This window comes from Mesorhizobium sp. WSM3866, assembly GCF_002294795.1.
In the GTDB taxonomy this organism is placed as follows: domain Bacteria; phylum Pseudomonadota; class Alphaproteobacteria; order Rhizobiales; family Rhizobiaceae; genus Mesorhizobium.
Genome location: NZ_NSGC01000017.1, coordinates 40,233 through 64,462 on the forward strand (window position 1 = coordinate 40,233; position 24,230 = coordinate 64,462).

General features: G+C 58.4%; 16 protein-coding genes and 4 pseudogenes. 9 read left to right on the forward strand and 11 right to left on the reverse strand.

Annotation, left to right across the window (positions count from 1 at the left end):
• Nucleotides 1–61: 61 nt before the first annotated feature.
• The 4 genes from CK222_RS27365 to CK222_RS27380 all read right to left on the reverse strand — a co-directional run bounded on the left by CK222_RS27365 (nucleotide 62) and on the right by CK222_RS27380 (nucleotide 3,929).
• Entirely contained in the window at nucleotides 62–1,873 is a 1,812-nt protein-coding gene (locus CK222_RS27365; RefSeq protein ID WP_095802522.1) for a hypothetical protein, read from the reverse strand.
• 208 nt (nucleotides 1,874–2,081) lie between these two features.
• Complete coding sequence (locus CK222_RS27370) at nucleotides 2,082–2,339, reverse strand: hypothetical protein (RefSeq protein ID WP_095802523.1); 258 nt, start codon at nucleotides 2,337–2,339, stop codon at nucleotides 2,082–2,084.
• Entirely contained in the window at nucleotides 2,336–2,539 is a 204-nt protein-coding gene (locus CK222_RS27375; RefSeq protein ID WP_095802524.1) for a helix-turn-helix domain-containing protein, read from the reverse strand. Before CK222_RS27375 ends, CK222_RS27370 begins: the two co-directional genes overlap by 4 nt.
• Nucleotides 2,540–2,726: 187 nt before the next feature.
• Entirely contained in the window at nucleotides 2,727–3,929 is a 1,203-nt protein-coding gene (locus CK222_RS27380) for a site-specific integrase (protein ID WP_095802525.1), read from the reverse strand.
• A gap of 433 nt (nucleotides 3,930–4,362) precedes the next feature.
• Between CK222_RS27380 and CK222_RS27385 the strand changes: the two genes are divergently transcribed.
• On the forward strand, nucleotides 4,363–5,601 hold the full coding sequence (locus CK222_RS27385; RefSeq protein ID WP_095776684.1) for an integrase arm-type DNA-binding domain-containing protein: 1,239 nt from the start codon (nucleotides 4,363–4,365) through the stop codon (nucleotides 5,599–5,601).
• A gap of 724 nt (nucleotides 5,602–6,325) precedes the next feature.
• On the opposite strand, the pseudogene CK222_RS27390 reads toward CK222_RS27385, so the two are convergent.
• Both CK222_RS27390 and CK222_RS27395 read right to left on the reverse strand, forming a co-directional pair.
• A pseudogene (locus CK222_RS27390) lies at nucleotides 6,326–6,887 on the reverse strand (type IV secretory system conjugative DNA transfer family protein); the annotation flags it as partial.
• Between the two features lie 96 nt (nucleotides 6,888–6,983).
• Nucleotides 6,984–11,456, reverse strand: coding sequence for a shikimate kinase (locus CK222_RS27395; protein WP_245433310.1), 4,473 nt, complete (start codon nucleotides 11,454–11,456; stop codon nucleotides 6,984–6,986).
• A 24-nt stretch (nucleotides 11,457–11,480) separates the two neighbouring features.
• On the opposite strand from CK222_RS27395, the gene CK222_RS33140 reads away from it, so the two are divergent.
• Both CK222_RS33140 and CK222_RS33145 read left to right on the forward strand, forming a co-directional pair.
• Nucleotides 11,481–11,633, forward strand: coding sequence for a hypothetical protein (locus CK222_RS33140; RefSeq protein ID WP_245418807.1), 153 nt, complete (start codon nucleotides 11,481–11,483; stop codon nucleotides 11,631–11,633).
• 129 nt (nucleotides 11,634–11,762) lie between these two features.
• Nucleotides 11,763–12,017: a hypothetical protein gene (locus CK222_RS33145; RefSeq protein WP_245418806.1), complete on the forward strand. Its 255-nt coding sequence runs from the start codon at nucleotides 11,763–11,765 to the stop codon at nucleotides 12,015–12,017.
• 422 nt (nucleotides 12,018–12,439) lie between these two features.
• On the opposite strand, the gene trxA is transcribed toward CK222_RS33145, so the two are convergent.
• From trxA to CK222_RS33150, 4 genes and pseudogenes are all read right to left on the reverse strand, one after another.
• The gene (trxA, locus tag CK222_RS27400) at nucleotides 12,440–12,760 is read right to left on the reverse strand and encodes a thioredoxin (protein WP_095776496.1); all 321 of its coding nucleotides are present in this window, start codon (nucleotides 12,758–12,760) and stop codon (nucleotides 12,440–12,442) included.
• A 122-nt stretch (nucleotides 12,761–12,882) separates the two neighbouring features.
• Nucleotides 12,883–13,218, reverse strand: a complete 336-nt coding sequence (locus tag CK222_RS27405; RefSeq protein ID WP_095776497.1) for a hypothetical protein — start codon at nucleotides 13,216–13,218, stop codon at nucleotides 12,883–12,885.
• 74 nt (nucleotides 13,219–13,292) lie between these two features.
• Nucleotides 13,293–13,358 (reverse strand): annotated as a pseudogene (locus CK222_RS33475) (hypothetical protein); the annotation flags it as partial.
• Nucleotides 13,358–13,591 carry a type IV secretory system conjugative DNA transfer family protein gene (locus CK222_RS33150; RefSeq protein WP_095776498.1) on the reverse strand — a complete coding sequence of 78 codons (234 nt, stop codon included), beginning with the start codon at nucleotides 13,589–13,591 and terminating at the stop codon, nucleotides 13,358–13,360. The pseudogene CK222_RS33475 and the gene CK222_RS33150, both read right to left, overlap by 1 nt.
• 1,131 nt (nucleotides 13,592–14,722) lie before the next feature.
• Here CK222_RS33150 and CK222_RS27415 point away from each other — a divergent pair.
• Nucleotides 14,723–15,322, forward strand: a complete 600-nt coding sequence (locus tag CK222_RS27415; RefSeq protein ID WP_245418805.1) for a hypothetical protein — start codon at nucleotides 14,723–14,725, stop codon at nucleotides 15,320–15,322.
• A 397-nt stretch (nucleotides 15,323–15,719) separates the two neighbouring features.
• Here the strand turns inward: CK222_RS27415 and CK222_RS31965 are convergent.
• Nucleotides 15,720–15,888 (reverse strand): annotated as a pseudogene (locus CK222_RS31965) (IS110 family transposase); the annotation flags it as partial.
• 239 nt (nucleotides 15,889–16,127) lie between these two features.
• Here CK222_RS31965 and CK222_RS27425 point away from each other — a divergent pair.
• The 5 genes and pseudogenes from CK222_RS27425 to CK222_RS33560 all read left to right on the forward strand — a co-directional run.
• Complete coding sequence (locus CK222_RS27425) at nucleotides 16,128–17,408, forward strand: LLM class flavin-dependent oxidoreductase (RefSeq protein ID WP_095776501.1); 1,281 nt, start codon at nucleotides 16,128–16,130, stop codon at nucleotides 17,406–17,408.
• Nucleotides 17,409–17,839: 431 nt separating this feature from the next.
• Complete coding sequence (locus CK222_RS27430) at nucleotides 17,840–20,539, forward strand: HAD family hydrolase (RefSeq protein WP_095802528.1); 2,700 nt, start codon at nucleotides 17,840–17,842, stop codon at nucleotides 20,537–20,539.
• 565 nt (nucleotides 20,540–21,104) lie between these two features.
• Nucleotides 21,105–22,493, forward strand: coding sequence for a PLP-dependent aminotransferase family protein (locus CK222_RS27435; protein ID WP_095776503.1), 1,389 nt, complete (start codon nucleotides 21,105–21,107; stop codon nucleotides 22,491–22,493).
• Between the two features lie 480 nt (nucleotides 22,494–22,973).
• Nucleotides 22,974–23,483, forward strand: a complete 510-nt coding sequence (gene ectA, locus CK222_RS27440) for a diaminobutyrate acetyltransferase (RefSeq protein WP_210199706.1) — start codon at nucleotides 22,974–22,976, stop codon at nucleotides 23,481–23,483.
• A 59-nt stretch (nucleotides 23,484–23,542) separates the two neighbouring features.
• Nucleotides 23,543–24,073: pseudogene (locus tag CK222_RS33560) on the forward strand (aminotransferase class III-fold pyridoxal phosphate-dependent enzyme); the annotation flags it as partial.
• Nucleotides 24,074–24,230: the final 157 nt, after the last annotated feature.

Consider the following 24,230-nt stretch of genomic DNA (forward strand, 5'->3'; position numbering starts at 1 on the left):
AGGGCACGGTAGGGGCCGATAGTTGGGAGCTAGAATTTCCTGGCAGGAAGCGCGGGCAGTATCACCAACTACCTAGTTCCTGTTCCCGGTCAGTCGATGATGGCTGATCCCGATCGTCATCAGCCACGCGCCAAACGCTGCTATTGCTATTGCAGTCACGAGGCAGTTGTTCAATCCAGCGATTGCCGATCCGTGTTCCTGCATACCGCGCGAGATATCGACCGAAGCGTTTCGAGGAGAACACACCGCCTCTGTCCATGAAGGATGCCAGCGTTTCCTTGAGCAGCGGGCTTTCGGCTACCTTGATAGCTACTTCCCGCGTCGTAAACGGCCCGCTCGGTAGCGCCTGGATGATCTCGGCAAGTTCGTCCTTCTCCGGGTCCGATGCGCGCTGAGCAGCAACATCGCCCCGGCAATCAGCAAGGCCAAGCCACATCAGCGAGGACCGTACAAGATCGCTCCAGTCCTCAAAATTTCCCATAGCGGGAGCCACGTTCGGAGCGCCGGCCGACAGATAGGCACGTACAACCGTAAGAGCCGCCGCAACAAGCTCGGGCCGCTTGCGCAAGGCCAGATCAATAGCGTCGAACTTGAAACTCCGTTCCTCGGGCCGCTCGCACTTCGCATCCAGGCGAATTTGGATCGTGCGGCGATTGAGGTCCCCAAACAATGTCAGATTATTGCCAGTGGCGCAGATCAGGCTAGTCGCGGGGATGCGGACATTCTTGGATGAACCGAGCACGCGAACTTGAACCTCATCCTGCGTCAGCATCTGGCAAAGTTGGTCACTCCGCAGGATAGAGGTGATATTGTCTATGCTTAATATTTGATCGCCGGCAAGTGCGCAGGCACCTATACGCTTTTCAAGCTCTTGCTCGTCTGGCGTCGGGGTGACAACAGCGGCCCGCCGACCTGTTGCCATGACAGCGGCCACGTCGACAACCAAGCTCTTACCGGTACCGGCAGAGGGCGCTGACACCGCGAACATGGGCGCGGTTTTGAGGCTGGGTCGCATAACGCTTGTTATCAGCAGAGCTAGGGCGGCGGCGCGGTCGCTATCCGCCACGAAGGGAAGCGCGGCGATCGGCTCCGACAAGACGGCGAGCGCTTCGGCGGCTTCGCGTTTAGACGGATTTTCAGGAACGTGCCGCCACAGCCGCCCACCCACAAGAAGCAATCCGGTCGCGGCGTCATATCCTGGCTCGCTGATGACCGTGCCATCATGGCGCAGCGTCGGTGCGCTGATTACCGCTCTCAGGCGCGGCATGGTCCAGTTATGGCCCTTTCTCGCCAGGATCATCCTAGCCACTTCTGGCGGGCAGTCGCACGGCACGAAGTCAGCGACACGAGCGTTGAACTTCATGAACAGAGCACGCTCGGACAGGACCTCGGTAAGCGCGGCCTCGGTGATGGTCGTGACGATTACCGATCCATCGGGACGGCTGGTGTTTTCGCCCTGCTTAGCAACGGTCAGGGTCTGCTTGGGCGTGGTATGGGTGACGGGTCTGACAAGCTCGTCCGCCCTGGAGAAGATGCCCAGGGACTGACTTGAGAGTATGGAAATCGCCTGCTCCACCGCCCGGTGAATTTCGCCCTTCACGACATAGATACGGGGCTTGACGCCTGGGGCTCCACCCGGCCCGTTGTCGTTGCCACCGATCGGCAACGGCTCAGCCTTAGGAGAAACGCGCTCAGCGGCCTCGCTTTCCGGTTTCTGTTGCGGTGGCGACCACGGGCGAGCGGTCGCGCGCATGAACGCGTCAAGCTGATCCTTCGACCAGCCGTCATCGATCGCGTCGGCGCAATCCCAGCCCTTTTTAGGAGCCTTGCCGTCCTGCCAGTCTTGAAAAGTGTATGGCTGGGCGGCGTTCACTGGTCGCACCCAATCGGCTGATCGACCAGTATATGGATGGAAGGCCCGAAGGCCGCATTGCAATCTTTGTTCACTTTCGTCTCATCATCATTGACGAGACAGTGCATTGTTGCTAAATTTACAACGTCGATTGTTGTTGATCTAGCTTCACTGTCTCAGAAGCTTATTCAGAAAGCCCGAGTTGCCGCTCGGGCTTTTTCGCTTTTCATCAGATGTCATCGGGAAGCGGATCGGCGGCAAACCGACGTTCGAGCGCAGCAAGCTCCTCCGCAGCTGCGAGATCGCAAATCTGGTCGACGGTGAGCCCGGCCAGGGCCGGTTTGATTGTCACCGATTGAGCGTACGCCGCTACGTCGCCCGGTATGGCAACCGGCCTGGGGCGCGCGGGGAACGGGATCACGTTGCCGTCGACAATCTGGCGACCGGTCTTGGCGCAAAACACGATGTCTTCGGTCACGGCGATCACGCGGCTTCGCGTGCTGCTTTGGCGCGCTCGATCATCCCGGAGATTTCGGAGCGCGGCCACCGGCTGATGCCGCCCATTTTAAGCGGCTTGGGCGCATCGCCTTCGCTTACCCAACGCCAGAAAGTCCGAACCGAGACGCTGAGCATCGCTGCGGCGTCTTTGTCCCTAATCAGCGGATCGGTTGCAGCATGTGTATTCATAGGTCAGCCTCCGTTGTCATAGGCTGACTATTCCCAGCAACAGTTGCTGCAACCACTCCCTACAAATTCAGAGAACAGCGCAAGATATCGTCGTTAATCAGGATGTGCCTGCAATATTTTGTCGACAATTGCTTGTTTGGCGCAAGTCGCCAAAAGCGGCGCGGCAAATCAGCCCGCAATTTGCCGCTCATGTCCGCGCCCTCATCGGGACAACGTTGGAAGCCGGATCATCGGCGGCGGGGTTGTCGTCAGTCGTGGCTTTGCCGTTGCAATGGTTCGCCCAGCGATCGAGGAGCACCCGGCGCTGCTCTAGAAAGTCAGTGCGCAAATATGCGCGCGTCACTGCGCTGCCGACAGCATGCCCCAGGATCGTCTCAGCGACCTCATGCGGCGCGTCTGTACAGTCCGCAAGCCAGTCTCTCAGAGAGCTTCGAAAGCCATGCGGGCGCGCCTCGATCTTGGCTCGGCGCATGTACATCGAAAGTGTCATGTCGCTGATCACGCCCTTGCCGCTGGCATTGGGAAATAAATACCGGCCGCGCGCATGGCGCTTGGCCTGATCAATGACGACAATCGCCTCAGCCGACAGGGGCACGCGAAAATCGTCTGCTTTGCCCTTTCGCGACTTAATCAATGCTGCCGGTATCATCCACACCTTGCCGTCTATCTGATCTTCGCGCATGAACCGCAGCGGCGCGGAGCGAACGCCAGTGAGGATCAGCAGCCGCATCGCCAAGTGCGTGACGCTGCCGTCGCTCAGGCTGGCGTAGAAGCCCGGCACGTCCTCCCAGGCCATTGCCGGTACATTCTCAGCCTTGTGCTGCGATGCGCCGATCAGGGCGCGCGCCTTGTCAACGACTTGCAAGTCAACATCGAGCCCGGCGGCTGCGGCATGGCGAACGACCAGATTGAGACGGTTCAAAGCCTTCCGCATCGTCTCGTGCTTCGTATCGCGCAACGGTCGCAGCACGTTCTTGATGTCGTCCTGGGTCAACTCGGCGACCGGAATTTTGCCGAGCTTTGGCAGGACATGGAGATCGAGCGGCGTCCGCCAACGCCCTGCCGTGCCATCGCCCTTGAGCGTTGCCTTTATGGCCTCGAAACAATCGTCGGCTACGTCTTTCAGGAGGTGCATGTTGCGAGCGGCCTCGCGCTTCTGGCGACGACGATCGTTGATCGGGTCCCTTCCCGCGCGCGCCACCTTGCGCCACCTCTCTGCCGCCTCGCGCGCCTCTTTCAGTGACACGTCGGCAATCGAGCCTAGCCCCATGTGCTTGAGCCGCCCATGCACGGAGACGCGCAGCATCCAGCTTCCCGTGTCCTTGCCAGACTTGATGAGCCACAGCCCGCCGCCATCGCCGTACTTGCCAGCAGGAGCCTGTTTGACCATCACCGCCGAAAGCCTGTCTCGTTCCTTAGCCACCCACCGCCTCCGTTACACAGTTCCTTACACACTCAGGATGTAGCATGGCGTGGCGTGATTTGGCTATGCTTGGTTAGATCATGTTGCAGAAAATGCAACAAAATCAGGCGGTATTGCTATGGGTAGATGTCTGGCGTCACTACATGTCGCATGGTGGCAAGATGATTATGTGCCGCCTCTGGGCACCATCCCCCCTTCTCCCGACAGTCTCTTCCGCCGAAGCATCTACGCTTTTGTCTCGGCAAATATCTGAAATTCTTGGTGATTTTCGCTCGCAAGGCGCGGTTGGTCGTGTTTTGTGGAATTTCGGCGTAGTTGGTCCAACGAGGCGGAGGGCTGGTATTTTCGATGGTATTGGAGATCCTGATGGTATCGATGCAGCCAAATGGAGCTCCCGAAAATGGTGCTGTCCGACGTGAAATGCCGAAATGCCCGACCCGCTTCCAAGCTCGTGAAATTTTCTGACGGCGGCGGGCTCCAGCTTTGGGTGCAGCCTACCGGATCTCGGCTATGGCGCCTCGCCTATCGTTTTGGGGGCAAGCAGAAGCTTCTGGCATTGGGCAGCTATCCCCTCATCTCCCTCGCTGAGGCACGCGAGGCGCGCGATACCGCCAAACGTCTTCTCCTACGTGGCATCGACCCCGCACAGGAGCGTAAGTCGCAAAAGGCTTCGGCAGAGGACACCTTTCGCTCAATCGCGGAGGATTATGTCGACAAGCTGAAGAAGGAGGGACGTGCCGACCGGACCATCACCAAGGTCAAATGGTTGCTCGACTTTGCCTATCCAACATTTGGGGACAAAAGCATTAGGGAGATCGATCCGGCCACAATTCTGGCCGCTCTCCGCAGCGTGGAGGTTCGCGGTCGATACGAGTCGGCTAGGCGACTGCGCTCCACTATCGGCAGCGTGTTTCGATATGCAATCGCAACCGCACGCGCCGATGTAGATCCGACGATCGCCCTGAGGGGGGCACTCGTCGGTCCGACGGTCACGCCGCGTGCGGCAGTTACCGATCCTAAGGCCTTGGGAGGCTTGCTGAGGGCGATCAATGCGTTTGATGGACAGCCAACAACCCGAGCCGCCCTGAAGATGATGGCCCTATTGTTTCCCCGCCCCGGCGAGCTGCGCGCGGCCGGATGGGATGAGTTCGATTTTGAAAGGTCGGTGTGGAGCATCCCTGAAGGACGCATGAAGATGCGAAGGCCGCACCGTGTACCTCTTTCCAGGCAGGCGGTCAGCGTCCTGACCTCACTTAGAGAAATCTCTGGTGGTGGATCGCTGTTGTTTCCTAGTGTTCGATCGGGTTCGCGCCCGATTTCCGACAACACGCTTAACGCCGCCCTTCGCCGTATGGGCTATAGCAAAGAGGAAGCTACAGCGCACGGTTTTCGAGCAACGGCATCAACTCTGCTAAACGAATGCGGAAATTGGCATTCGGATGCCATAGAGCGGCAACTGGCCCACATCGAAAACAACGACGTTCGTCGTGCCTACGCCCGGGCTGAGCATTGGGAAGAGCGTGTCAAGATGATGCAGTGGTGGGCAGATTATTTGGATGAACTCGAGAGCAAAAGCGGGATAGTGAACTCGATCGGGCGACGCGGCAAGCCTGCCGTTCATACACCAGACCCACTTTGAACCCAACAGCAAACGCCGAAACGAATCTCCAACCGCACGACCAGATCGGCGTAGGTCATCCCGCCACCGTCGTCGGGCAGAAAAGGACGCCCCAGCAGAACTCCCGTGATCCACGAGGCGCGCGAGCGACAGTCCCATCGTCTCACCTACGAAAGTATGAGTCTGTCTCGCCTTTGGAATGATGCGAGTCGACGAGTGCGCTTTCCGCACGCGCTTGCTTGTCCGGCGACGGCATGAACAGCAAAGTCAGACGATATCTGCTCTCGCAATGCGCGACTTGCCATCGAAAGCGCCGTGCCGTTCTTCATCGACTAGCATGAGGCCGATAGTCCAGCGCTTCGATGCGCTCGGCGTCAAAGAAAAATGCCCAGCCAGAGCCAAGCTTCTCAGCTCATAGTTTGCCGCGCGCACCTGACTACAAGTTCGGCTTCAGTCGCGCTTGAGATCGGAGCCGCGGAGCCGAAAGGTGCGCTGAAAGCTGCCGTCCTTTGAGGACGATGCTGTGCGCGTCGAGTGCGGCTCAAGGCAGATGATCGGCAAGCCGGTCGGCTTTGCCGTGATATTCTGAACGATTCAGCATGCGAGCCAATCATTCGGGCGAAGGTGGCGGACAAACACGTTTGCGAAGGCTCGCGGCGAGCTGCGAAGACCGCGAGCTGTGGTCGGCGATCCAGAGCACCAGCCCGGCAACCCACTGCTGTAGGCCAACGCCTATGGCGGCGGCTAGATGGTTGGTGGTCATCATCCGCTGCAGTGTCGCGGCAAATGAGCGTTGTGGGTCCGGCAAGAAAGGTGACGCACGGGCGATCGTCTTTCTTGTTCGGCGTAGAACACGGGCAGGGTGGCGCCGATCAGGAGGGAATGACTCGTCTTTTCGCCGCGTTCCAGCGCCCCCCGAGGTCGACGAGAATGTCGGCGATGTTCTGGACGTCGCGGAGCTCGTTCGGACCTTTGAGGACTTTCACTCGGATCGGCCGGGTTGAACAGCAGGCAGTACGAGAACTTCGACTGCCAGCCGGCCGTCAACTGCCACTCCTCCCCTTTGATGTCGTGAATGCGGCTGAGCCGGTCCAGGAAAGAAGCGTTGGAACAACCAGTCTGACGCCCTTGCCCGAACGTGCCGGCGCAAAAGCCATGACGTTCTCTGGCCCGGTATGGCACAGATACCGATCTTTCAGTTTACCCAGGAAAACGCCGGCCGGCCGGAGCAACCCTGCCTGGTCGATCTCCTGGTTAATGGCCCATCGCGAAGAGCCGTAGGTTGTGACCAACCCACGCTGTCGCGCGCCGGCCACCCGCCTTTCACTTTTTTTAGCATTCGGCGCGAACCCACACCCTGCACCAAACCTGCGAAAGAACCCTTGATTGTTGCCGCCTAAAGCTTATTGTCCTCGACTCGAGCGTTCTCTGCTTCTCGTGGAAGACGCTAAATCCGCGCGTGCGTTATTGCCGGCCAGCAAAGGCTGCGGGTCGGCGGTGAAGCTGTCGAGGGGCGGCGGCCGTTCCCCTTCACTCAATGGTGCCGCCGGCGCCTGGATGGTTTCCACGCCGCCGCCCCCGCACTCGTGGCCGTTGTGATGATCATCGTGCATGCGCTGCGCTGTTGGGGACATGCTGATGGCGGTGCCGGAAGCACCGGAAACATGTGATATTTCGGCAGCGGGCAGAGCGGCTTCTCTCTCCCTGCTGCACAGGAAAGCGTAGAGCTCCTTCACGCAAGTGCCGACGTTCTTCTTGTCTTTTTTAAAGGGCGGGACCACCCTGATATCGGCCTGTTGGTAGTCTGGCCCGCGCGCTTCTAACATGTTTTCGAGCTGCTGCTCGATGTCGGCGCCTTGCAGCAGCGGCCGGCCGGTGTCGCCCGTGAGGCGCTGTTGCAGGGCGATGCGCCTGCCGACCTCTTGAAGGTCGGTGTCGAGCCAGATCGACACGGCCTTCTCGAGGATCAGGTCTCGATTGGACTTCTTGACAAAGCAGCCGCCGCCGGTTGCGATGACGATGGGCCCTTTCTTCAGCTGTTCGGCGAGCTCTCTAGCCTCCAGCTCCCTGAAGTGCGGCTGGCCATGGCGCTCGAATATATCCTTAATATTGCCGTGCTGGGCGACGATAAGCTTATCGATGTCGACAAACTCCACCCCCAGCTCCTTGGCAAGCCGGGGACCGATGGTCGACTTGCCGCTCGCCGGCATGCCGACGAGCACCACCGGCCGCGTGCCAAGGGCCGCGACGATCTCGCCGGCTTGCGGCGAGTGAGCGACCGCAATCTGTTGTCTTGCGATGGTGGCCGACCTGGAGGTTCCTGCCGCCCTCGACCTGCTTTCTCCTGACGAGCCCCAGTGTAATATCTCCCAGGCACCATGGGGAACGGGAACCAGCTCGCATTCGCTCTGCGCGCGCTGCGCGAGCTCGGCCCGGTAACTGGCCGGCGTATGGAACTCGACCTCGAAGCGATAGTTCTGCGCAGTTCTGAATGCCGTGTGAACGCCGCGTAACCGCGGCGTGTCCATCCTGATGAACCAGTTGGTGGTCTCGACCTCGCTGCAGTCCCGCTCCTCGAAGGCCAGTGCCGCCTTCCTGAAGGCGCGCGTAAAAGCCTCGTCCGGGATCTCGAAGACATGGCGCACGGCATTGGTGACCAATTTGGCCTCCGGCGCCGCGCTCACGTTATGGCCGGTCAACTCGTCGGCTATCCAGACCTGCCCGCGCGACCGTTGGTCAAGATGCGGCACCTTCACCTCGATGCCGTCCTGCCGCAAAAGCTCGGCAACCGCATGCACAGTTTCGATAATCGCGCTTTCTTGCGCTTCGGCGGGGGCGGCTTCGAGCCTGGCGCGCTCCAGGGCCTGTTCGCTGCTCAGCGTTATCCTGCTGGCGGGGTTGTCGGCCGAGATTGCTAAGGCGCTGGGCAGGATACGCTTTTCGACGGCGAGTCTGATCGAGGCCTCCATGACCGAGGCCGCCAGCGTGGGGTTGTCCTTCAGATCCGCCAGGCTGCCATCGACGTCGAACCGGCCCTGGTGGAGCTTTGCCGCCTGCGCCTTGACATAGGGGGCCGCCTTGAAGCCCGGCCTCCGCTCCAAGAGCCGCTGCAATTCGGTGGTTTTTTGCATGAACACCCGCGCACCGGTATCGGACTTGTAGGCGTCCGTGCCGACCTTGATGCCGACGCTCAACAGATTGATCGCACTTTCATGCAGATCGTCCGGGTTGTAGCCGTCGGGCCGCGGATCGATGCGCGGCTGGTAGTGGTTGAGCAGGAAATCGATGCGCTTCCTGGCGTCAGCGGTAGCCGGATAGGATTCGCTGAGTTTCGGGAAGAGCGCGGCGGCGTCGGCGCTGACGGCAAGCTTCGCGCCGGCTGAGGCCACGGATCGCGCTAACTGCTGCTTGACGTCCGACTGCTGATGAGCCGGCTCGCCGAGCTGCAGGTTCCAGTCCTGGAGCTCGGCCACTAGCAAGGCGGCCAGTTCGCAGGCCACCGGGTGCTTGGCGGCCTTGCTGTCTTCCCCCGCCCTGGTGATGAGCTCATGGAGGGTCTGGCCATCCGGCCGATCTTTCTGCAACAGTGCGCGGATGTCGGCCTTGAGCTCAGGATGAATGCCCTCGTAGGTGCCGAAGATGGCGCGCTCGGCAAACCAGCGTTGCGCCTCCTGCGGCTGCGCCAGCACGTTGCGCTGCAGGCAGCTGTAGGTCTCCAGCACCAGCCCGGTGGCCGACAGGATCTGCTTGGCCCGGCTGAACTGGTAGTCGCCTTTCTCAATGGCCGGCGTGTGCGACTTCGGCGGCTTCATCGAGGCGACGCCGCGCGCCTGCAGCTGCGCGTCGAACTGGCGCACATGCTCGTAAAGGCGAGGCCGGTTGCCGATGATGACGACGGCGTCGCCGTCAAAATCGCCGTCGAGCATTTTTTGTTCGACGCTCGGAACCGCAACCAAAGAGCCGGGCGCAAACACCTCCGTCGCCTGCAGGATGCCGACGCACTCGAGCGCGGTGTCGGCCTTAACGCGGTTCTTTTCCTCCAGCCAGCGCGAATGGCACTTTACGTCCTCCGCAGACATCACCACCCCGCGGTCGGCGAAGTCCGCCGGCCACATTTCGTCGGGCACAACGATCAAGATGCCTTTGGCAAAGAAGGTCGGATCGTCGGCGGCTAGCCCGGCCCCCGACCTGTGCGCGACGTTGAAGCTGTATTGGAAGGCCACGCACCGATCCAGGAACGCCGCGGTCCGATCGCCATCGCGCGCCGACCTGACCCGGTCGGCGGCGAACGGGCGCAGGTTGGGCTTGTCATAGGGGGAGCGTCCGACAAGCACGCCAGCGTCACGGGTCAAGGTCTTGCTCTTGCCCGTCGGGACATGCAGGCATTCGTCGCTGGACGGCACGGCGATAGCGCCCGACCCCTCGATGTGCCCGCCCGTGACCGTCCGGAACACCTCCTCGAGGGTGAGGCTTGGATGGTTTTCGAGCCAAGCCAGAGCCTTCTCGCGGGTCTCCTGTGCCACCTCGACGCTGCGCGGATAATGTTGCAGCGCCGAGGGCGGTACCGCCGATTGACGACTGTCGGCATAGGCAGGCATCCGCTCGGGAGCGTCGTGGCGAGCCCGGGCAATGGCCGGCATGCGCTCGGCCAGTGAGGCCCTGATGAAGCCGCAGCCGTCATGCGGCCGCAAGGCGACCTCGCCGTCTCGCCCCTCGAACCGGAAGGGGTGCTCTGCGCCTGCGGGGCGGTCGGGCAGAAGGGACAGCTTGAAGCACCCTTCCAGCGCATAATCATGCGGGCCAACGTCGGGGATGCCCGGCGGCGCGGCAAATCCGCGGCGCTGAGTATAGTAATAGGCTTCCTTGAACGGTGCCCAGGCCCGCGACAACTGCTCAAAGGCCGTGCCCGGAGCCGTCTCGGCATAGGGGATCGCCAAAAGCTTGCCGCTTGGGGCCTCTTCGGGCGCGAAGGGCAGGTGAGAGGCAAGCTGGTTGAGGCTCTTTTGCGGCGGCTTTAGTTTGCTGCCGCCGAACAGGTCCATGCGGTAGGGCACGCCCTCTACGGGGAGCGTGCGTGTCAACATGGCGCCAGTCGGAGTTCCCTTTAGTTGCACGGCCACCACCGGCACCGCGCCCGAGGTCAAGCGGTGGAAAATGGAATAGCGCAACTCGGCTTCGCTGGCCAGCGGCCGGCCTTGCATGTCGACCACCGGCAGCCGCATCAGTCCGGCATCGCCTTGCGGCGGTCTCGGCTCGTGGTCCATGCCCTGAAGGACCCGATGGACATCGAAGCTGGCGGCTGCATGCTGAGCCTGGACCATCGATGCGTTCTGCGCCATGAAGGTGTCGAGCGCATCGAGGGGCTCCTTCGCCTCGATCTCGGCGATCACGTTCCAGCTCATGTAAGAAAGGTCGGCGTAGATGAGGGCGCGGGCACTGTCCAGGATCTGCCTGGTTTTGCCGTGCAGCTCTTCCTGCCTGGCCTGCAAGGCGAGTTCGTCGCCGTCGACATAGGGCCGCCGGTAGAGCGTCTCCAGCACTGCCCGGGTCTTGAGCACCTGATAGATCGAAAGCGCCGGGCAGCGGCTTGCATTGGGGCCGCTGGTGCGCTCGGCCTGGCCTGCCTTGAGATGGGCATCGATCTTGTGTTCCACCACCGGCTGGATGGCGTTGAGCAGGTTCAGCGCCGGTCTGCGGTGCCAGCGCAACACCGGCTTCGGGCTGCGAGCTAGGGGCAGCAGGGAGGCGCAAAGGTTGCCCATCGTCTCGAGGTTGTTGTCGAGCTTAAACCCGGGATTGGCGCTTAACACCTCGAGCCTGTCCAACCCCGGCTGTGCCAGCGCGCCGAAATCGTCCAACAACTGCGCCTTGCCCAACGCCTTGAATATACTCGCAATGGCATGGACATCGGCCTGCTGCAGCCGATCCTCGGCATATTGGAGGTAGTGCGCCAACTGATGCAGCCGGTCCTTCAGCAAGGCGGGTTCGGCGATCTCGCCGGCGGTCTCTCCCTCCTCGATACCCCGCGACAGCCCGTTGGCGATCCTGACTAGCGCAGGCGTGCTGAAAGTACTGAAGCGACGGCCCTTGGAGCCGAGCTCGCCGGCGATGGCAACGATCGCCTTACGTGCTTTTTCTTCTTCCGGCCACTTGCTGAAACCGTTCACCAGATTGGCGAATTCTTGATTCGAGAATCCGTCGAGATTGCCGTCGCGGGCAACCACCACGCCGCCGATGGCAACCGTCGCTTCACGCGTCTTCTGCTGGTCCGGCCATCTGCTGAAGCCGTTCACCAAATCGGCCAACTCTGGATCCGAAAATCCGTCGAGATTGCCGTCGCGGGCAACCACCGCGCTGGCGATGGCAAGCGTCGCTTCGCGCGTCTTCTGCTGGTCCGGCCATTTGCTGAAGCCTTTAACAAAATCGGCCAACTCTGAATCCGAATATCCGTCGAGATTGCCGTCGCGGGCAACCACGGCGCCGGCGATAGCAAGCGTCGCTTCGCGCGTCTGGTCCGACATTGCGTCGGAGATCTGGCGCGGGCCTCCTTCGGTATCAGGGCGCCCTGCTTGTCCGACCAACTCTCGGTTGCTGCCCATATTCCCTCTCCGATTCAGCAAAATGCATCGCCTAAGCCTGTCAACAACAGGGCATCACTTAGTTTGGTGCGGTCACGCGAGCCTGTAACGGCGTGCTTGAAAGCCGCAGCATTCACGCAACGCCTCGACAACGCCGGAAGCTTCGTCGCCACGCGATCGCTCCGCCATCAGGCTGAAGCTCAAATGCCTGAGCCCTGTACAAAACGCCGATCCGGGACGAATCTACGGTTTTTCAATGCGGTACAGATTGAGCGATATGATCAGGCAGCGTTCGAAATCCAGTTCAGAAGAGCTGCCTTCGGTTTGGCGCCGACCGAGAAATCGGCCACTTCGCCGCCCTTGAAGATCGCGAGCGTCGGAATGGAGCGCACGCCCAATTGAGCGGCGAGTTCCGGGTATTCATCAATGTTGAGCTTGGCGACCTTGATCTTGCTTTCCATCTCGACGGAGATTTCCTCGAGGCTCGGAGCAATCATCTTGCAGGAATCGCACCATTCGGCCCAGAAATCGACGACGACGGGTGCTGCGGATTCCAGGACTTCCGACTGGAAGTTATTGATATCGACTTTCACGGTAGCCATGACTGCTCCTTTGACCGAAGAAGATGTTTGAACCACATGTGACGGTGCGGTTCAGAATTTTCAATTATCAACCCGACGCTCTTGGGGACTTACGGAGCGCAGGGCCTCGCCTTCTTCCGGCTTCAGCACCAAGCCTTTGCGAACGTATGATCTTCGACCTCGCGCCCCCGCCGTTGCTTTACTGCCTTCTCGTCGGCCGGTTCAGTTTGTTGCGCTTCCTCTAACGGAGTTTGATGTTCGGGCTTTATGTTGGACTCGACACTGATCCTCCTGATCGGCATGATCGAGATATTTCTCGCCGTCAGGAGAGCAATGGGGTGAGGTGAGAAAGTATCCGCCTGATTAGCGGCAAAGTACCCGCGGTTGCTTGTGCTCTCGATCTCTTCTCCCTTCTGCTCCCACTGCAATGGCGTAGCGGATGCGGCGACTTGCTGAGTAATCGGCGTTGGCTCGGGCATTCATCCGGTCTGGCTTCGAAGATTCGCCTTAGTAGGCGGTCTGAATAGTATTTCACCTTGGACATTCCCAGCGGTGGCAGTCCCTTGATGAGGACGATCTCGCTGTTCTCATCGATCCGGCGGACCTGCTCAGGCCGCATCAGGTTGGCTCCCTGATCCGATAGCTGGATTGGTCTCGAACATTCGGCTTAGCTTGAATGAGGTCGATTTGGGGCACCAAAAGTCTAGTCGCCGATTTCCTTGGAAGATAGATCGGCGTCTCCTCATCGGCGGTGGCCATGAAGACCTCGATCCCGGTGTTGCAGAGGAAAGTCTCTCTCCCCGACTGCTCGTACAGGCCGGTTAGAGCCGCGAGGCTATGTACCACAAACATGAACCGGCCCTGGTAGGTAGCGATTGTGGCGACGGCCGTCTACACTGACTCCCGCCTGCCGAGATGCTTAAACTCGTCGAGTACAAACAAGCCCTCAAAGAATTCACCGTCGGTTGGCATAGAATTGGGAGATCCGGCGCCTTATTCCTTTCTTGGTTGGCCCTCTGCCAGAGTTTGAGCAAGGGACGTGAATGAAACTTTCAAATACAACGACACTATGTTGATATAGTGTGGGATCCACTGACCGCCATCGAAAGGTGATCGTTCGAAGGAAGTCTGGCGGCGTCGGAGCGTCGATTTGCGTTGAGTCGAAACGTTGACAATCGCCCAGCGAAGCATCGACTTCGTCGGCAGAAATCCCCCTGATTCTCGACATCGGACATATCATCATCGGCCATGTAAGCGCTCCTTCAATGGATACCCAGCTGCAATTTGTTTTCGTTTGTGTTTCATCTCGAGGACTTAACAGCTCTTAGGGCTATAAGCCGACGTTCACGAGATTCCAGAAACAGAATCGGATCGTCCATCGGTTCATAGTCGTCTGCATTAATGTCCAAAGCGCACTCAGTTCACATGATAGCCGAACGCTGTCTCCACTTTGACTGGGCCCCAAGTGAGATGATGTAAGTTTTCCGAGCCGTGAATGGACCTCCGTTCAATATCGAATGCGCCGATTGGTGTGTGTCCTTTAATGAAGATCCAAAATTCTGAAGCGTCAACTCGAAACGGGTTACACTCGTAATGTGGATAGATCGGACATGCTGGACCTGGCTCTATGCCTGCGCATGCTTATCGGGCTTGTGCCGAAGCAGAACTCTAGCGGGCGAAGGAGAAGCTCGGCAGCATTTCCAAGGCCGGCAATTGCTATTTGCGACAGCTACTCGTGATCGGCGCAATGGGGGGTCATCCGCTACGCCGAACGGAACGGGACCAGGTGGCCCATGGCTCGTGCAGTTGATGGCGCGGCGAACAGCCAAGGTTGCAGCGGTCGTGTTGGCCAACAAGACCGCCCGGATGGTCTGGGCATCGATGACAAGCGGCGAGCGCTACTGGGAGCCGGTCATCAGATAGAACGAGACAAGGCGAGCGATCGCCGAACCAATTTGCCGGCGCAGAGGGTCAGACGGTACGATGACCAACAGCCGCGGAATCTGTTCAGAAACCAATTCGCCGCAGAACAACCATCTCGCCGAGCCGCGTATGACGACGGTCGCATCAAACCTCCTTTATTCGACCTTGCGGGAGCGGATTGTCGAGCATGTCTTCGTTGGGGACGCTCTCCGCGAGCTATGGCGGCTTGGCGTTTATGACCTCGAAGTCCTCCGATCGGAATTCGATGCCCACGGCTACGACCTAGTGATGGCCCGAGGGAAGATCGTTCGCCACATTCAGTTCAAGACCGGAACGCAGAAGAAACCCGGCACCGTATCCTTGTCCCGGTCTTTGGCAGAAAAGCCCAGCGGATGCGCCATTTGGATCCGGCTCAATCCTGACTTGGGCATGGGCCCGTCCTTCTGGTTTGGTGCTGCACCGGGGCAGCGGCTCGCCGCGCTTGACGGTTATCCCAACTCGCGGCGCGTGACGCCCAACAAGACCGGTGTTCGACCGATCCGCAAGAACCATCATGAAGTGCCGGGCGCAGCGTTCGTACCGCGAAGCACCCTGAGGGAAATTCTGGCAGATCTGTTCGGCCATCTCCCGCCGACGTTGGTAGTTGAGGACTCCGAATGAGTTCGGCTCCTCAGGCGACGGCTTGGGCGCCGTGCCGCCCTTGTTGATCACTTGGGACAATTTTTTCCGGATTTATGACCCAAGGCGACCTAATCTCCATGGGAGGCATCAGTGCGGACGGCATTACGATCGAAAACCATGATGGCTTCAGGTGGACCGGCCATGAGTTCGTGGACGACGTGCGCTACGCGAAGGCATGGCACGCAGCAAAGGACGCGACAAGAAGGTGGAGAGCGGAAGTTTTGGATTTATATGGGAAGTAGCCAAGTAGATCTGCAAATACGAGCTTGGCAAGCGATTGGGGATTCCTCTGTCAGAGCCGGGGTCCAGCAGCACATTACCCTTCGGCGGAAAAGGCAATCATGAGCGACGTGCCACGCCACGATAGGCTAGCCGCGACGGTTCGCATTTCGTTGACGACCGCCCGTCGTCCGACGAGGAGGACCGCCAGAGCCGACCAGTGCACATGACCTGCGCCAAGGCGCGCGCAGCATTCGGATCCGTCTTGTTAGGGGTCGTCTCCAAAGCCTGGCCAGTCGGGTATCTATGCAAATCGCCGGCAATCCTTCAGCGCAAATACCTGCGTCCCAAGTCAATTGTTGCAATGGAGCCAATCGATGTGTCCTGAATCCATCATTGGTTCACAATCCTTGTGCTTTGAAGGCAGCTTTTCGCTCTCATCGCTTTGGCGCACAGTGCGAAACGATTAAAAATCAACCACCTATCTGGGGGTGTCATAAGTCGGCACGTCGCTTGCATGACGAGGTCAAATGCCAAATTGAGCGAGGCCAGAATGTCGCGTCAAATGAAGTTTGTAGCGTATCTCATGGCGGGGCCAACTTGTCATCATCATGGGATGTGGCGCCACCCGCAAACAGAGAACAGGTTTCTCGACCCGGCGTTCTGGGAGACGCTGGCGCGAACGCTCGAGGCGGGGAGATTTGACGCGCTCTTCTTCGCCGATGCTCTGAGTTTTTATAATGAAACTATTATGGCACGGGGCGGGCAGATGTCGCTGCTTGATCCTGTCCCGCTCGCCGCAATGATGGCGCGGGCGACGTCGCGCATTGGACTCGGTGTGACGATATCGACGAGTTTCCAACAGCCCTATGCGATAGCCCGCGTGCTTTCCTCGCTCGATGCGCTGACGGCCGGCCGCATCGCCTGGAACATCGTGACTTCCGCTCTCGATCAGGAGGCGCAGTTTTTTGGCGAAGAGAAGCTCCTGCCGCGCAGTGAACGCTACGACCGCGCCGAGGAGGTCCTGAAAGTCTGTCTTGACTTGTGGACGGGGTGGGCCGACGGCGCGCTCGTCTGCGACAAGAAGAGCGGCCACTTCATCGATAAGGCGAAGATGCGCCACACCGAGATCGCGGGACAACACGTCGGGGCAAGGGGCATGTTCACCGTCCCGCCCAGCCCCCAGCGACATCCGGTCATCATGCAGGCCGGTTCGTCACCTCGCGGCCGCGATTTCGCCGCCAGCCACGCCGAGCTTGTCTTTACGCTTCAGCATTCGTTGCCAGACATGCAGAAATTCTATGTCGAGATGAAAGGTCGGGTCGACAAGGCTGGGCGGAATCCTGACGATTGCGCCATCCTGGTGTCGGTGGACCCGGTCGTGGGCGAAACACAATCGATTGCCCGCGAGAAGCAGGCTTACATCAATGACTTGGTCGACCCTCGCCTCGCCATCCCCTTCATGTCGGCCCATACCGGACTCGATTTGTCGCAATACCCGATAGACAAGCCAATCAACGACATTCCGGCAGAAGCCGGTTCTCGCGGCTCCTTTGATGTCATTCTTCAAGCCACAAAGGCCAGTAATCTCACGCTCGGCGAAGCGGCCAAACACTTTGCCATAAGCGAACTTTGCCCTCAAGTTGTAGGCACACCCGAGAGCGTGGCCGACGAGCTTCAGGGATTCTTCGAAAACGAGGGCTGCGATGGCTTCATCGTGACGCCCACCGAAATGCCAGGCTCCTTCGAGGCCTTCACGCGATCGGTGGTCCCGATCCTCCAGAAGCGCGGCTTATTCCGCAAGGAGTATCCGGGGTCGACCCTGAGGGAAACGATCAAAGCGTAAGCGATGAGGCATAATTCTACCTCCAAGCAGGATCGCAAATGAGTTCGAATACCCTTTCACACCTCCGGTTGTTTCAGCCACTCTTCTCGCCTTCGCGAGGCTCTACGCCTAGTGGCCAGGGTGGCCAGTGGCGCAGTCACATTGATGTCTTAGGCTGCTTTGCCCAGCGCAGAGGGTTAGCCGTGTATTTGAGCTAGCCATTTTGTGCAGCGGCGGTGGCAATCGATAAATCGTGATCGCCTGGCTATAGGATAAGCCTAGTTTACTCGCAGGCCCCCCGTTCGAAGCCAAGTCACCAAGAGACAAATGCCGTTGACTCTTCATAGCGAAAGCGGTTGCCGAAACTCGACACTTGGCGATGGCCTAACCTCGCCTGAACGACAAGTAAGAGTTGTCGGCCAGAACGATTGCGCTGGCGCAACGGAGGCAATATGCAGAACTTACTAACGCGCATGGCCGCCAAGATAGTTCGAATCGATGATAACCAACAGTCTTCCGAACGAGTTTGTATTGACTATCAGCTTGAGGCTGACCTCAATGGCAAGATAGTTCAACGTCTTCCAGAAGATGACGTCTATACTGAGCTCTACGGACTCGTCGGCCACCCAGATTCAATATTTCCAGGCGGTGATGGTTTTACAAAAAAGACCACAGGACTGGGGCGCGGCCTCCCCTGGAGCGACACGACAGACACCGACAGTAACGCCCGGATAACGGCGAAGGATATCCCGACAGTTCTCGACGGCGTTGGGGATTGCGTGAAGGTACTCTCACTTGACTGTTTCGACACGTTGCTATGGCGCAAAACAGCGACACCCAAGGACGTTTTTGCCGTGCTGGCCGCCAATCCAATCGCGCGAAGGTTAGGGGTAACTGTTCACCAACGAATTAGCGCCGCGGCGCGTGCACGCCGAGCGAACCTATTAGACAACGGATCCAGCGAAATTGATTTAGGTGACATCTATCGGTCCTTTACGTCGCTCTCCAGTGAGGACCGGGAGCTATTGGTCGAGGCAGAAATCCAGACCGAAATGAGAGTTTGCTTTGCATTCTCACCGTATGTAGAACTGATCAGGCTAGCGCGCACCCGTGGTATGAAGATAATTGTTGTGAGCGACACGTATTTGCGCGAATACGACTTAAGACGTCTTTTGGCTCGGCATTTGCCCGCGGACGTCATGCAGTCAATCAGCAAGATTTACTGCTCTGTTGATTATGGGACGCCAAAAAGCGAGTCCCTTTTTCAGGCCGTAATCAACGAGGCTGGGGTGCCTGCCTCGGAACTGCTTCACATTGGAGACAATGATGTAGCAGACGTGCAAGCACCGCGGAAATTGGGCGTACGAGCGTTGCACTTCGTGCCCTTTGACCGTGATGTCGCTGAATTGTTGCGCCTTCAGCGCGCAGCATCATCGTTAATTGTCCTCGAGCAGGCAGCGCCGTCGGCAATCATTCTCCCATGCTATAGCCCATTCCGCCCTGTTTTTTCTTTAGCACACCTCCGTCAGTGCACGCCCGAGACACTGATAGGCTACATGTCATTTGGCCCGGCGCTATACGCCTATGCTCGCTTTCTTATGGACGAAGTTGATGCCTTACAACAACAAGGCAAACGAGTAAAGGTCTTCTTCTTGCTGCGTGATGCTTACCTCCTTTCAGCCGCATGCGAAGTCTATGCGCGCAAGCCCATCGGAAAGCTCGCACGAATCCGGAAATTCCATGCTATTGCCGCTTCTTTCAAAACCCGCGCCGATATCGACTATTACATCAGCGCGATCGAGCCCGAATGCGACAGCCTTCACGCCATCGCAAAACAGCTTTTGCTTCCGCCTGAACTCACGGAATTGTTAATACAGGTCGCCCGTCAATCTCGCGATCCAAAAACCGCGTTCCATCAGCTTCTGCACGACGATGATGTACTAACCTTGGTTTTCAACAACTCGTCCGCTTTGCGCGCTCGCTTGATGCGCTATATATCCACTGAGCTGGGCGTAGAGGACGGTGATACGATTGTCTTGGCCGACGTCGGCTATAACGGCAGAACGCAAGAATATCTGTCTCGCACAGTTGGCGGCGGACTCTTGGACGTAGATATACTTGGGCGTTACGTGTACGCGTCGGATGAACCGTATAGGGCTTCCGATAGCAAGGCACTTATAGCATCAACCTGGGACAACACGACTATATTCGAGCAATGCTGTACCCTCAAGGAGGGTGCGGTCGTTGACTATGAATTGGACGGGAGGCCAATTATTGCGGACATTGTGCTTAGTGACAACCAGTATGAAAAGGTTGCCAATGTTCAAGCTGAGTGTTTGCGGTTCATTGATGATGCCAGAATGTTCTTTGGCAAGTCTGGTTTGACGCATGATTCTTCTATGTTGCGGAGTGCAGCGCACGCAGCTCTATTCCGCAATGCGTATATGCCCGTTGAAGGGGAGTTGCGATATTTCAAGGATTTCCAGCATGACAAGTTTATGGGACCAGATCGCAAAAAAACGATCTACCATCTGGAAAGTGCTTGGAAGAATGTGAGGTGCCTGCCCTCACCCTATCGGCTGGGCGCATATGAAACGCGTGGCTTGGGCCTTGACTTCACATTCAGCGGCTTAGTGCAAAGAAGGTTTCAACTTGACCTAGGCCCAGACGATATGAATGTACGGTTTTCACCTCTGATGATTTCGGTTGGGAGCAGACACGAGCCCAAACGCTTCTTGCTTCGAGCACGTCATCTGCATGACGGATTTTACTCTGTTATGCTGCCGTATGTAAGTAGCGCCAGTGTGAAAATGTTTTTTGGCGAGAACTACGAATGGTTGCAGGTCGCAGATATCCAGCTCTTTAATAAAGCAAGAAGCGTGTGCAGGAATCCATCCAATTATCTAGATTTGGAAGAAATCAACCGAGAGGGAGAGATTTACCAGTGCCTGTCACAGGCGAGTGCGGCGACAATACGTCCAAGAGATTTGGGTCAGCTTAATTCACCGCATTACTATAACGTGATATTTCGCCCGTTGGTTTCAAGGGCATCTGACTCCGCTGCGGAAGCCAGGCGCGGCGCAATAGAGGGGGAAGATTCCTGCTGGTCGCGCTACGGCGAGTCACTGGCTCGCGGGAATTTCGAAGGATAGCAAGTACGCCGGCGGCGACGATTGACCTGGCGGACTGTTCAGCTCCTATGAGGAGTAGATCGCGTCCGGCGCGGGGTTGTCAGGTTGTTTGAAATGTAGCCGCATGATGCCGCCGATCCTGCGCTTTTCAGGCAGGCTTTGCACTCACGGCTCCTACGCGGCCATGGTCCGATGGTCTGGCATGGAACGAAGGGATCGCGGAGGAAGTCGACAAGAAATGATGTAATTGGGGTGACCGAGAGGAAGCCTGTCGCGTTCGCCCCCCCCGCTTCTGGGAGCGTAGATGAGAATTCTCCGCCCGTTGTTCAAGCCTTTATGCGAGCGGTGTCCAAGTGCGGCATGATCTGGCTGAGTCATTCAGTAAGTCCCGGACTCCGTTGGAGTGGGCCCCAGCTTCACACCCGCAGAGAGACGAGACAGAGAGAGAGAGAGAGAGAGAGAGAGAGAGAGAGAGAGAGAGAAAGGATCTCCGCCCCAGACGTACCTTCGGCCTGCCTGATGTTACCTGCACGGTCTCGACCGCTTCAATGCCATGTCTGTTTCAATAGTAAGCTTGGATTATTAAATGTGGATTCCAGACCTGTCTAATTCAGTCGGCCCGCGATACAAGGCAATCATCGACGCGGTTGACGGAGCCATTGCTTCGAAATCGCTACAGCCGGGTGATCGCTTGCCCACCCAGCGCCAACTCGCCGAAAAGCTCGGCGTCAGCGTGCAGACCGTAGCTCGCGCTTACGCCGAGGCGGAACGCAAAGGACTACTCTCGGGCGAAGTGGGTCGAGGAACGTTTGTTCAGTATTTCAGGCCGGAACGCCGTGCGCGGTATGTCGCCGATAGCGAAGAGCCGAACATACGAGACTTCTCAAACATCGTGCCGGTGCTCTCCGAAACCCATATCGAGGAACTCAGGGAGGCGATGGTCGCGTCAGCCAAAGACGGCGCCATCCAGCGCATGCTCGAGTATCGGCCGAGCCAGGGCATAGTGCAGCATCGCGAAGCTGGCGCCGCTTGGCTTGAGCGCAATGGGGTTCAGGGCAGTGCCGACGGCCTCATCGTAACGAACGGCGCTGCTCACGCGATCTGGACTGCAATGGCCAGCATAACCGAGCCTGGTGATGTGGTCGCCACCGAAGCGCTTGTGGACACGTCTATCACCATTAATGCCTCAATCCTCAAGATCAGGCTCCGCGGCCTAGCTATCGATCAGAGCGGCATTATACCGGAATCCTTTGAAGAAGCCTGTGAGCAAGAAAACATCAAGGTTTTGTGCGTTACCCCCTGCTACAGTGTTCCCACAGTCTCCTTCATGGAAGAGGCGCGTCGCGAGCGGATTGCCGAAATTGCGCGGCGGCATGATGTAGCGATCATCGAGGATGACGTCTTCGGTCCGCTAATCCCCAACCGACCGAAGCCCATGTTGTGTTTCGCTCCCGAACGCACGTACTACGCGACGAGCTTTACGAAGTGCGTAATGCCTGCTTTACGGACAGGATTTCTTGCGGGCCCCATTCCGGCAATACCTCGTCTAATTTCACGCGCTCGAGCCACCGGATGCAGTGCAAACACCTGGACCGCTGATGTTGCTGCCCGCTGGCTCCAGGACGGCACGATTGATCGACTGGTCGAATGGCAGCGACATAAACTCAAGACAAGATACGAGATACTGAACCACATACTAGGGGCATTTAGGTATGAAGCGGAGCCATACGCGATGCATGCTTGGCTGACCTTGCCTGAACACTGGCGATCGACCCATTTTGTGGATCATGCGCGTTCTCTAGGGCTCCTTGTCAGCCCTCCGGATCCATTCATCATCGGACGAGCAGTCGAACCCCATGCAGTGCGGTTGGCACTTGGTGACACAAATAGAAACGACCAGAACTTCAAAGAGGGCCTTGAACGAATTGCGGCCCTCCTGCAAGAACATCCCGATCCAATGGGTACTTCGTACTGATCCAGTCGACTCCATCGCGCAAAGAAATTGTGGGAACACCGGAGAGGGCGTGGTTGGACGATCGAGGCGCTAAGCGGGATGACCGTGAGTGAAGGATCGGCGGACTCGATGGTTAGCCCCCGAAGTCCACGAGGTCGCAATCTTGTTGTCAGAGCGGCGGCCCTCCCCGTCGTCAATGCCGTTCGCAAGTAGATTCCGCCACCACTCCCATCGTAATCCTACCCCTCGCCCTTTCCGAGAAAATGCTGCGTAACCGACACCTACTGTCAAGTCTGTCTAATTCGCGACACACAGTTTTTTGCCTAGGTGCCCCCCCCTGCACTGCGGGTCAAGTCAGCAACACAATTGACAAAGCAATTTCTAGGCGCCTCGACGTAGCTGGCACGACCTTTGCTAACTCCTCTTCGTGAAACGCGACGCGAGGCGGCATTGATGTTCGCCCGGAGGTACAAATTGGTTAGTGATAGCCAGAGGTTCTCATTGCCTCCCACCGTCCTATTGTCAGGAGTGACATTCCGAGAGCCCACCGATATTCATGCGGCCGACGTATGGGAACTGATCGGGAAGTGCCCGCCCCTGGACCGCAACTCGGTCTACTGCGAGCTCCTGCTCTGCACTGATTTCGCTGACACCTGTGTTCTCGCGGTGCGCGATGGTGAGGTCGTTGGCTGGCTAGCGACGTATCGGCGGCCGAGCGAGCATTCGACGCTCTTCATTTGGCAAATTGCCGTGCATCCTGAGGCGCGCGGTATGGGGGTTGGGAAAGGGTTGATTATCTCAGCTCTGAACAGGCGATCTTGCGACGGCGTGACCCACATCAACGCCACGGTGACTCTCAGCAACACTGCGAGCCAGTTGCTCTTCGCGGGTGTGGCTCGGGATATGCGCGCGCCAATCCGACAGGCTATACGCTTCGATCGCGATATCCATTTTAAGGGACAGCATGAGAGCGAGTACACGATAGCCATCGGCCCCATCGCACCCTCCTAGAAGCGCTGCAGGCATGCTCGCCAGGCCCCGGAGCTCGTAGCAAAGAAGGGAGTCAAGCAATGACTAACCGAAGCAGGCCGTACGGCGGGGACGAATTCGCGACCTTCCGCCATCTCGAGTCCGAAGTGCGCAGCTACGCTCGTCGCGCTCCTGCTGTTTTCACGACAGCGCGGGGCGCCCAGTTGTTTGCGCGCGATGGAACCGTCTATCTCGATTTTCTGATGGGGTGCTCAAGTCTAAACCACGGTCATAGTCCCCCCGAGCTCAAGAGCGCGCTCGTAGAATACATCGCCCGAGACGGCATCACGCACAGCCTCGATTTGTATAGTGAAGCCAACGAGTCTTTTTTACGGGAATTGAACGAGACGATTTTCAGAGCGCGACAACTCGACTACGTCGTTCAGTTTCCCGGTCCAACCGGCGCTAACGCGGTCGAGGCTGCCCTCAAGTTAGCGCGCAAGATAACTGGTCGGTCCAACATCGTAGCGTTCACCGATGGCTTTCATGGTGTGAGCCTCGGCGCTCTCTCGTGCACCGGCAGTAGATACCACCGCGCAGCCGCCGGCCGGTTGCTCGGCGGCGTCTCGCGATTACCACATGACGGCTATCTTGGGTCAAGTGTAGACACCGCCGACTATCTTGATCACCTGCTTTCGGATCCCTCCAGGGGTGTGGACGCGCCGGCTGCGGTGATCGTTCGAGACAGTTCAGGGCGACGGCGGCCTGAATGTCGCAGGCCCGGGGTGG

What these genes read in the sequence shown, in the direction of transcription:
- CK222_RS27375 (WP_095802524.1), bottom strand. Translation starts at nt 2,539, where the DNA reads ATGAATACACATGCTGCAACCGATCCGCTGATTAGGGACAAAGACGCC.
- CK222_RS27380 (WP_095802525.1), bottom strand. Translation starts at nt 3,929, where the DNA reads ATGGTCAAACAGGCTCCTGCTGGCAAGTACGGCGATGGCGGCGGGCTG.
- CK222_RS27385 (WP_095776684.1), top strand. Translation starts at nt 4,363, where the DNA reads ATGGTGCTGTCCGACGTGAAATGCCGAAATGCCCGACCCGCTTCCAAG.
- CK222_RS33140 (WP_245418807.1), top strand. Translation starts at nt 11,481, where the DNA reads ATGGACATCGGCCTGCTGCAGCCGATCCTCGGCATATTGGAGGTAGTG.
- trxA (WP_095776496.1), bottom strand. Translation starts at nt 12,760, where the DNA reads ATGGCTACCGTGAAAGTCGATATCAATAACTTCCAGTCGGAAGTCCTG.
- CK222_RS27405 (WP_095776497.1), bottom strand. Translation starts at nt 13,218, where the DNA reads ATGCCCGAGCCAACGCCGATTACTCAGCAAGTCGCCGCATCCGCTACG.
- CK222_RS33150 (WP_095776498.1), bottom strand. Translation starts at nt 13,591, where the DNA reads ATGTTTGTGGTACATAGCCTCGCGGCTCTAACCGGCCTGTACGAGCAG.
- CK222_RS27415 (WP_245418805.1), top strand. Translation starts at nt 14,723, where the DNA reads ATGACCAACAGCCGCGGAATCTGTTCAGAAACCAATTCGCCGCAGAAC.
- CK222_RS27425 (WP_095776501.1), top strand. Translation starts at nt 16,128, where the DNA reads ATGAAGTTTGTAGCGTATCTCATGGCGGGGCCAACTTGTCATCATCAT.
- CK222_RS27430 (WP_095802528.1), top strand. Translation starts at nt 17,840, where the DNA reads ATGCAGAACTTACTAACGCGCATGGCCGCCAAGATAGTTCGAATCGAT.
- CK222_RS27435 (WP_095776503.1), top strand. Translation starts at nt 21,105, where the DNA reads ATGTGGATTCCAGACCTGTCTAATTCAGTCGGCCCGCGATACAAGGCA.